General features: G+C 43.3%; 10 protein-coding genes. 4 read left to right on the forward strand and 6 right to left on the reverse strand.

What is annotated here, in order from left to right; genetic code table 11:
* Nucleotides 1-76: 76 nt before the first annotated feature.
* From MUP17_11105 to MUP17_11120, 4 genes are all read left to right on the forward strand, one after another.
* Entirely contained in the window at nucleotides 77-895 is an 819-nt protein-coding gene (locus tag MUP17_11105) for an ABC transporter permease (GenBank protein MCJ7459528.1), read from the forward strand.
* Nucleotides 896-1,025: 130 nt separating this feature from the next.
* Complete coding sequence (locus tag MUP17_11110) at nucleotides 1,026-1,793, forward strand: class I SAM-dependent methyltransferase (protein ID MCJ7459529.1); 768 nt, start codon at nucleotides 1,026-1,028, stop codon at nucleotides 1,791-1,793.
* A 437-nt stretch (nucleotides 1,794-2,230) separates the two neighbouring features.
* Nucleotides 2,231-3,088, forward strand: a complete 858-nt coding sequence (locus tag MUP17_11115; protein ID MCJ7459530.1) for an ABC transporter permease — start codon at nucleotides 2,231-2,233, stop codon at nucleotides 3,086-3,088.
* A 279-nt stretch (nucleotides 3,089-3,367) separates the two neighbouring features.
* Nucleotides 3,368-5,989 (forward strand): FG-GAP-like repeat-containing protein, encoded by a 2,622-nt coding sequence (locus MUP17_11120; GenBank protein ID MCJ7459531.1) that lies wholly within the window; start codon nucleotides 3,368-3,370, stop codon nucleotides 5,987-5,989.
* Nucleotides 5,990-6,142: 153 nt separating this feature from the next.
* On the opposite strand, the gene MUP17_11125 is transcribed toward MUP17_11120, so the two are convergent.
* The 6 genes from MUP17_11125 to MUP17_11150 form a co-directional block, all read right to left on the reverse strand.
* The gene (locus tag MUP17_11125; protein MCJ7459532.1) at nucleotides 6,143-6,682 is read right to left on the reverse strand and encodes an OmpH family outer membrane protein; all 540 of its coding nucleotides are present in this window, start codon (nucleotides 6,680-6,682) and stop codon (nucleotides 6,143-6,145) included.
* A gap of 46 nt (nucleotides 6,683-6,728) precedes the next feature.
* Nucleotides 6,729-7,382, reverse strand: a complete 654-nt coding sequence (locus MUP17_11130) for a TrkA family potassium uptake protein (protein MCJ7459533.1) — start codon at nucleotides 7,380-7,382, stop codon at nucleotides 6,729-6,731.
* Nucleotides 7,383-7,410: 28 nt separating this feature from the next.
* Complete coding sequence (locus MUP17_11135) at nucleotides 7,411-7,815, reverse strand: TrkA family potassium uptake protein (GenBank protein MCJ7459534.1); 405 nt, start codon at nucleotides 7,813-7,815, stop codon at nucleotides 7,411-7,413.
* A 21-nt stretch (nucleotides 7,816-7,836) separates the two neighbouring features.
* Complete coding sequence (locus tag MUP17_11140) at nucleotides 7,837-8,400, reverse strand: universal stress protein (GenBank protein MCJ7459535.1); 564 nt, start codon at nucleotides 8,398-8,400, stop codon at nucleotides 7,837-7,839.
* A complete protein-coding gene (locus tag MUP17_11145; protein MCJ7459536.1) occupies nucleotides 8,400-8,621 on the reverse strand; it encodes a hypothetical protein in 222 nt (73 codons plus the stop codon). The genes MUP17_11140 and MUP17_11145 overlap by 1 nt, the downstream gene beginning before the upstream one ends.
* Nucleotides 8,618-9,236, reverse strand: a 619-nt coding sequence (locus MUP17_11150) for an APC family permease (GenBank protein ID MCJ7459537.1), incomplete at its 5' end; no start/stop codon positions are given. The genes MUP17_11145 and MUP17_11150, both read right to left, overlap by 4 nt.

Raw genomic sequence — 9,236 nt, forward strand, 5'->3', positions numbered from 1 at the left:
AAGATTTTGAGCTTGTCCAAGGCTGAACCGACTTTAGAGGATGTGTTTGTCTCCTTATGCGGAAGAGGGTTAGAAGATGAAAACCGAGCTTAAAACAAACCTTAAGGCGATTTTCGGCCGGGCTTATGTCAGGTTAGTCGGCGCTCACAGAGAACCGAGCTGGCTTGCCTCAGAGGCGCTTTTGCCGTTACTTTCCACTGCTTCATTTGTATACGTTTACAAGGCTTTGAAAGCTCCGGAAGAGTATACCGGTTTTGTTATCTTGGGCGGTGCGATGACTGCTTACTGGATCAACGTTTTATGGTCAATGGCTGCCCAGTTCTACTGGGAAAAAGAGATGGGGAATTTGCAGCTGTATCTGGTCGCTCCTATTTCCCGAATGGCAATCCTTTTAGGAATGGCAACTGGGGGATTTTACCTGGCATCGACCAGAGCGATTTTCGTCTTTGTGGTGGGAAGCTTGATCTTCAAAGTGAACTTTGTGGTAATAAGCCTGGGTAAATTAGCTTTGATATTTTTCTTGACCCAGGTGGCACTTTACGGTCTGGGTATGATGTTCTCGTCCCTGTTTATGCTTTTCGGCAGAGAAGCCTGGCATACCACTAACCTATTCCAGGAGCCGATCTATCTTCTGTCCGGCTTCTTTTTTCCCATAAAGAGTCTGGGAATGACCGTCGGCCTTGTGGCTTCCTTAATCCCTTTGACCCTGGGTCTGGATGGTATGAGACAATTAGCTTTTAAGGGTGGAAAAGAGCTTGGATTATTAAATGTCAACCTGGAGATTTATGGTTTGGCTATACTTTCGGTCCTTTTCCTCATCGCCGCGCACTATGCTCTGAAATATATGGAGAATATGGGTAAAAAGGAAGGCAGATTGACTTTGAGGTGGCAATAAAATTTTTTTGATAGGGGCAATTCATGAATTGCCCCTACAGATTTCCTGTAGCGTCGCCACTCCCGTGGCGACGGAGGTTCGTCCTCACAGGAGTGAGGACGCTACGGAGGGTTTCTAAGACGTCGCAATTATGCAAAACGAATTTGATGCTTATGCGGATTTCTACGATAAGTGGAACGAGAATTTCATCTCGGACATCCCCTTGTGGCTGGAGTATGCCAGAAATTGCGGCTCGCCGGTTTTGGAGCTTTGCTGCGGAACAGGGAGAATCCTTTTACCAATAGCGCGGGAAGGGATAGAAATAACCGGGCTGGACATCTCAGAAAAGATGTTAGACAAAGCCAGGGAGAAATTGGATAAAGAGCTGGAAGAGGTGAAAAAAAAGGTGACTCTGCTTCAGGGTGATATGAGGAATTTTCATCTGAAAAAGAAATTCAATTTTATCTTCATCCCTTTTAATTCGTTTCTGGTTCTTCTCTCAAGTGAAGAGCAGAAGAACTGTTTGCGTTCAGCTCATAGACATCTTTCTTCTCAAAGTAGACTGATGATTAGCATGTTTAATCCGGACCTTTCCAGGGCTGAAGGAGTTTTGAGGAGCGAAGGAGATATTCTGGAGGATTATCCTCAGGAAGGGGATACTACCAAGATTTTCTCCAATCAGTTCTTCGATAAGCCCAGGCAGATTATAAAGGTCCGGATTTTCGTAGATAGCACTAATGCAAGCGGAGAGCTTTTCCGCAAAACCATCGATCTGAAGATGAGATATTTTTTTCAGGATGAATTTGAGAGAATCCTTTTCTCCAACGGGTTCGAAACTGTGGAGCTTTTCGGTAATTATGATAAAGTTCCTTTTAAAGAGGATAGCCCTTTTATAATCTTCATGGCGAAGAAGAGGTAGTCACGTCGTAGCGCGACCCTTATCCTATCACGGATCCGTAGGACAGGGTCGCGAAAAATGTAGCGGAGGTCTTCAGACCTCCAGAGTTGGTGGTCGGGTAGGGGAAAAAAAGATTTCCGTCGGGTCAGGGGACCCGACGGGTACATTGTGGAGGAGTGCATCAGCTCGAATGTTCTGGTTATGTCAGGAGCTACTCCTGACACCATAATTATCTGTCAGGTCTAGGACCTGACAGAACAAAAGGATCGCTAATATTGTAGGGACAGAACACTGTTCTGTCCCTACAGACTCAGGACAATAGAAGACTGTAGTCTTCCGCCACAAATCTTGAACAATGAGGAGATTACCGGTTGTGTCAGGAGCTACTCCTGACACATGATTATCTGTCAGGTCTAGGACCTGACAGAACTTACGAATCTTGAACAAGGTGGAAATTTATGGTTTTTGATAGATTAAAAGAGAACTTGAGAACGACAAGGCTGGCCGGTAAATTGGGCTGGGCAATGGAGGCTAACTGGGCAGACCCGTTCCTCTTTGCGATTTATTCAATAATCCGCCCAATCGCCTCATCTCTGATTTTAGTCTTTATGTATCTGGTAGTCACCCGGGGAAAGACCTCTTTTGACCTTTTCGCCTACATATTCTTAGGGAATACTTTTTTTATGTATGTGTATAACGTTTTGTTCGGTATTTCCTGGGTGATTCACGAGGACAGAGAACATTACGAGATGTTGAGGTACATCTACATCGCTCCTATAAGGATGTATTATTATCTCTTTGGTAGAGGTATTGCCAAGCTCATCACAACGACTATCGCAATCATCATCACTTTAGCTTTCGGTATGCTGGTCTTGAAGATACCGATAAACCTGGCTCAGGTGAATTATCCTTTGTTTTTCATAACCCTGATGATCGGGCTTTTTGTAATCACCTGTCTGGGAATCCTCCTGGCAGGGATTACGATGCTGACTGCCCATCACAGCTTTGCTTTGACCGAGGGATTAGGCGGTATTTTCTATTTAGCATGTGGAGCTATTTTCCAGATAGACCTTTTACCTAACTGGCTGCAATATATCTCAAAAGCTTTACCCTTGACCTACTGGCTGGAGCTTTTGAGAAGATCGATTTTGGGCAAGAGCCTGAGTCTGACCCTGGCTAAATATTCAAATTTTCAGCTTCTTCTGATAATGCTTTTGACAACAGTTCTTTTGGCCTTATTCTCAGATTATATCTACAAATCAATCGAGCATGTCGCCCGGAAAAAAGGGAAAATAGACCAGGTGATTAATTATTAGATGTAGATTTTTGAGGTTGTAGGGGTTCATCCGCCGCAGGTGGATTGAATCCCTACTTTTTTTGGTGGAACAGACATCTTGTCTGTTCTTTATGGTAAACTTACTCCCTCACGAACTCATAAGCAATTGAAATACCACTTGACAAGATAAGAAGGATTTGATTATTTTAAGTTCATAAATCATCAAATAGTAAACTGAACATAATCCCTTTAAAGGATTAAAGTGTCTAACACCATTAACCTTTTCCGCTTGAAGGCGGAGAAACCACAGGAGGTCAAAATGCTCTCTAAAAATTCAACTTTGTGTTCTAGATCTCGGTTTGTCATCTTGCTTTTCTTAGTTTTATCATTTACTCCATTTGCTACTCTTATTTCCCAAACCTTTTACCCCAACCCCGATTCAATTCCATTCGCTCCCGCGGTCAACTATGAGGCAGGAGATGGTTCTACTCCAATTTTTTGTGCGGACTTAGATGGTGATTCGGATTTGGACATAGCCGTGGCAAATACTCACAGCAATAACCTTTCGATATTAGAGAACAATGGTGATGGGACATTGCAAGCTAAGGTTGACTATAGTGTTGGAGATTTTCCTGTCTCTATTTTTTGTGCGGATTTAGATGGAGATGGTGATTTAGACTTAGCCGTCGCAAATCGTAATAGCAACAATGTTTCAATATTAAAGAACAATGGAGATGGGACATTTCAAACTAAAGTTGACTACCCTGCAGGGAGCGGTTCTCATTCTGTATATTGTGCGGATTTGGATGGAGATGGTGATTTAGACTTAGCCGTGGCAGATGTTTGGGTCGACAATGTTTCTATCTTAAAGAACAACGGGGATGGTACATTTCAAACTGGAGTTGCCTATGCCACAGCAGATTATCCTCTTGGTGTTTCCTGTGCAGATTTAGATGGAGATGGAGATTTGGACTTAGCTGTGGCAAACAATGGAATGTTAGGCGGCAACAGCGTTTCCATTCTAAAGAACAACGGGGATGGGACATTTCAAACTAAAGTTGACTATGCTGCAGCAGATTACCCCCGTGATCTTTTTTGTGCAGACTTAGATGGAGATGGTGATATAGACATAGCTACGGCAAATTGGGGGGGCATGACTGTTTCCATCTTAAAGAATAATGGCGACGGAACTTTTGAAACCCATGTTGAGTATGGTGTGAGACTTCATCCTCATTTTATCTTTTGTGCGGACTTAGATGGAGATGGGTATTTGGACGTAGTCACCGGAAATCGTGGGGAAGACTATAGTCCTGACAGCACTGTTTCCATTTTGAGAAATAATGGCAATGGCACATTTCAAACTAAAGTTGATTATAGAGCTGGCTATGGCGCTTCTGGTGTTTTTTGTGCAGATTTAGATGGGGATGGGGATTTAGACTTGTCAGTGGGTAATCAGTTTAGCGATAATGTTTCCGTCTTAAAAAATCTGACTCCACCTAATCCCTTGGTCGGCTACTGGAAATTTGACGAAGGCACTGGAGTTACAGCATACGACAGTAGTGGTAACAACAATCACGGAACAATCTATGGTACTACGTGGACAGACGGAAAACTCGGAAGGGGCTTGAACTTCACGAAATTAAGCGACTACGTTGAGGTTAACGATTCGCCAATCCTGGACTTAACTGACCATTTAACAATCACTGCATGGATAAGACCGCATGCCTTCCCTGGTCATACGCCGAAGATTGTCGGAAAAGGATACGTAAGTACATATTCGTATTGGTTGGGATTCGCAGGAGTAAGCGTAATTCTTACATTAGAGAACAGCGCCGGCTATTGTGAAGCCTATCATTCTTTCGTACTTGATGAATGGGCTTATGTAGCCGCTACTTGGGATGGGACAACCACGCACATTTACATTAATGGGAAGGATGAAGGAAGCACTGTCAAAAACTACACGGGAACATTAACGCCAAACGAGCATCCTCTAATAATTGGTAGTAGAGACAATGGTTACAACGATTATTTCAACGGCACAATTGATGAAGTGAAAATATACAACAGAGCACTTTCAGGGGATGAAATAAGAGAAGAATATGAAAGGGTAACCTTAGCCGCTTACTGGAAATTTGACGAAGGCACTGGTAATATTGCTCATGATTCCAGCGCATTTGGAAATAATGGAACCCTAATGAATGACCCGACCTGGGTGGTTGGATTGCCACTCTTGGGCAAAGCATTGGAGTTTGATGGTGTAGATGATTATGTTATGATTCCTGATTCGCCCAGTCTGGATATTAATGGTCCTGGTATTACATTTATGACTTGGATATATTCTCCGGGATTTCAAGACTTTGGCTGGATAATGGGTAAAGGCGATTCGGACTGGGGCAAAATGGTGTGGTGGTTATTGCCCGAATCAGATGGTGCTATAAGGTATGGCATTAAATCTGGCAGCACTACACACGAACAATTGGATATTCCTGTTGGTTTAACTACCAATATCTGGCAACACGTGGCTGTGGTCTACGATGGGTCCTACATGCGTTTCTATCTGAATGCAGTGGAAAAAGATTCTTTCCCTAAAACCGGCAATATGGATGTAAATGATGTCCCAGTACTGATAGGTCTGGATGGATGGAACACAAATAATCATTACAGAGGTAAAATCGATGAAGTCAAAGTTTTCGGTCGTGCCCTTTCTACAGAAGAGATAAAAGCAGAATTTGAAGCCGGCTTTGCTCGTGGGGATGCTAATGCGGATGGAAAGAGAACAGTTTCTGATGTAGTTTATCTGATCAATTATCTATTTAAAGGAGGAACTTTTCCACAACCACTTCAGGCAGGGGATTGTAATTGTGATGGCAAATTAACTGTTTCCGATGTAGTCTATTTGATCAATTATCTTTTCAAAGGCGGGCCATCGCCAGTCTGCTAAAAAGCAGTTCGGAGTTTGTAGGTTTGAGGTTTAAAAAAAATAAATCGTAACGTCCGACAGAAACGTCGGACGCTACGACTGGAAAAACCAATTACCACATAAACGAGACAAAAAGGGGCACGGCACGCCGTGCCCCTACAAATACACAAAAATCTATTTAGTTGCGCTTTTGTTCAGCTCGTCCAGAATCTTGGCGGTTAAGTCCATATCCTCCTTGGCGTAGAGGACATTTCCTCCAGAGGAATCCAAAATCAAAGCATAGCCATCTCTGATCGCCACTAACTGAATCACTGCATTGATCTTGTCAATCAGCGGCTTGGAAAGCTCTCTTTCCCTTTTTGCCATTTCTCCTTCGGGTCCTAATACCCTGTTTGCAAACTCCTGATATGCTTTTTGCTTGGCTAAAATCTGCTGTTGTTTTTCTTGTCTTTTTGCCTCAGTCAGAAGAGCTCCCTGTTTATCCAGCTCTTCCTGCAAGGCAAGGATTTCCCTCTGCATGGTGCTGTCCTGGGTTCGCCACTGGGCTAACTGCCGGCTGAACTTCTCCTGGGCATCCGCAAATTCCTTATATTCGGATTTAAGTTTTTCCACGTCCACGTAACCTATTTTAGGCTGCTGAGCCTGAACTGCCCGGGTTAGGAGAGTCATTCCCAAAAACAAAAGCCCGAAAAGATACAACGACTTTTTCAACATCTAAATCCTCCTTTGTGCTCTGTAATATATGTTCTCCGCAATTAATTTACAAGAAAAGTTTTTTAAAAGTGTCCTTAGCGTCCTTTCCCACCAGGGTAATTATGGTATCGTTTTCCTTGAGGATAGTATCTCCTTTGGGAATGATTATCTGGTTTTCCCTTAAGGCTGCAATTATTATACAATTCTGAGGTAAGGTTAGTTTGGAGATCTTTTTGTCGATAAGAGTGGAATCTGAAGAAAGCTGGGTCTGGAAGATCTCCACCTCTCCACCCTTTAGAGCCAAAAGAGGAATGAACATCCCGGCATCGATCTTCTCCTCAATTAATGAGCCGATTATCCTGGTAGAGGAAACGGTCGCATCCACCCCCAGGCTCTGAAATATCTCTTCATTTTTTGGGTCATTTACCCGGGCAATGGTTCTGGGAATAAGGTATAGGATTTTTGCCATCTGGCAGATGACTAAATTATCCTGGTCCATTCCGGTAACCGCTACCAGCACGTCTGCCCGGTTAGCTCCCATATCCATCAATGTATCCAGCTCAGCCCCGTCTCCTAAGATAACCGATTCGCCAAATTCCTCTGAGAGTTTGCCGTATCTTGCCGGGTCTTTTTCCACCAGCAAAACCTCATGTTTCTCCGACATAATCAGCCGGGCAAGGCTATGCCCTACCTGACCACCACCAACTATAATCACGTACATTTTTATCTCTCCTCTATCTGAATTTCAACTAAGCTTTTTCGGACAAAAACTTTTCGATCTTTTTTGCGGTGTCTATAGTCGGGCAGATTATATTCAAGTCCAGTTCTTTAAAAGCCTCAGCCCTTTTCGGATCATAGACCCTCAAGAAAATCTTAGGGGTTTTGAATTTTTCCCGGACCAGTTGAACAGCCATAAGGTTGGTGTTGTCGTCGTTCGTCACCGCGATAAAAACCTCTGCTTTTTCTATCTCTGCCCTTTTCAAAGCGCCCTCGTCGATTCCAATCCCTAAGATAGCTTTTCCACCAAAATCTCTGCCCAGTCTTTTGAGAGAGCCGGGGTCCTGGTCTATAACTGAGACCTCATCTCCTTTAGAAAAAAGCTCGGTGGCGAGTAATGCTCCTACCCGACTGCATCCTAAAATTACCACTCTCATATTCTTCTCCTAAGAAAAAGTTCAACTGCTTTCAGGAAGTTTATCCAGGATAACCTCGCAGGGCGCTTTTCTTATCAAGGTGTCGGTTGTTCTGCCCCAGAGAGACTGAGTACCGTGGACATTGGTGCGCATTCCCAGTACGATTACATCTGCTTGATTATCCTTAGCCGCTCGAATTATCCCCTCACCTGCTTCCCGTGCCCTCTCGATTAAGAGGACCGGTGGAAGGTTATGCAGTTCTACTATTTCTTTTCCTCGATTGAGTGCCTGGTTCGCTTTATCCTCAGCTTCAGGCATAGGCGCATCTAAGGGCAGGGTGCGCGGGATCTCAATGACATAAGTCAAAACGATCTCAGCCTTATGCTCAGTCCCTAACCTGCAGGCTAACTCTATCCCTCTTTCAGAATAGGGCATACCAGAAGTCGGGACCAGAATCCTTTTCAAAGCCTCAACCGACCTTCGAGCTTTGGCAACCTCCGGTTTGATCTGGGGTGGTGGATGAAGCATCCACCATAGTATTCCACCCATAGAAAAGAAGAAAACTACGGCGATGATTATGCCTAAAGGTGAAACCTGAACATGCATTATTTTTTTCTTCCCTTTAAAAATCTGTAGATAAAACTCAAGCGATAAATCCCCAGACCTAAAAATCCTCCACCAACTAAGAAGGTGAGGATGAAAATACCTGAGAATAAAGCTTTTAATAGAATGATTCCACCTAAAAAAGTCATCAAAATGCTTGTAATAATCTGATAATAATCCAGACGGGTTAAATTCTTAGGTGAATTCATGGAAAAACTTCTCATTTTATCTGCACTCTCTTTTTATCTCTTTCAGCCAAAGCGTTCTTATATTGCTCTAATAAATCATATTCTTCAGCCGAGGTTAAAACCTCTATCTGCTCTTTCTCCCAGTTATGTTTGATGCTCTTAAATATTGGATAACCTTCCTTTTTTCTGTACCAGGCATAATAGATGAAGCACAATAAAATCCAGGCAGGCCCGGCTATCCTTCCAATGGTGTGAGTCAGGACCACCATAAAGAGAATAGTAGCTACACCTAACATACCGATGACTCCCAGCAGAGGGAAATCTACTTTCCTTCCCTTATACCCTATTTTTATATTCAAAGGCATCTTATAAGGTCTGGGAGTATAGGGGTCTGAGAACCTGAGTTTTATCAAGGCAATAAAGACTAAAGTATAACCTAAAGTGGCACCAAAGGCATACATATTTCCTAAGGTGTCTATAGCTGAAGGGGTAAGGAAGGAAAGAACGGTCTCCACTATCCCTATCATTGAGAAGATTATGATAGTGCGAGCTGGTGTTCTGAACTTTGGATGAACTGCATTAAACCAGGGGCTTATAATCCCGAATTTACTTAAAGAATAAGTTAGTCTTGAGGCACCCATAACTCCGGTA

Source organism: Candidatus Zixiibacteriota bacterium (assembly GCA_022865345.1).
Taxonomy (GTDB): domain Bacteria; phylum Zixibacteria; class MSB-5A5; order MSB-5A5; family RBG-16-43-9; genus RBG-16-43-9.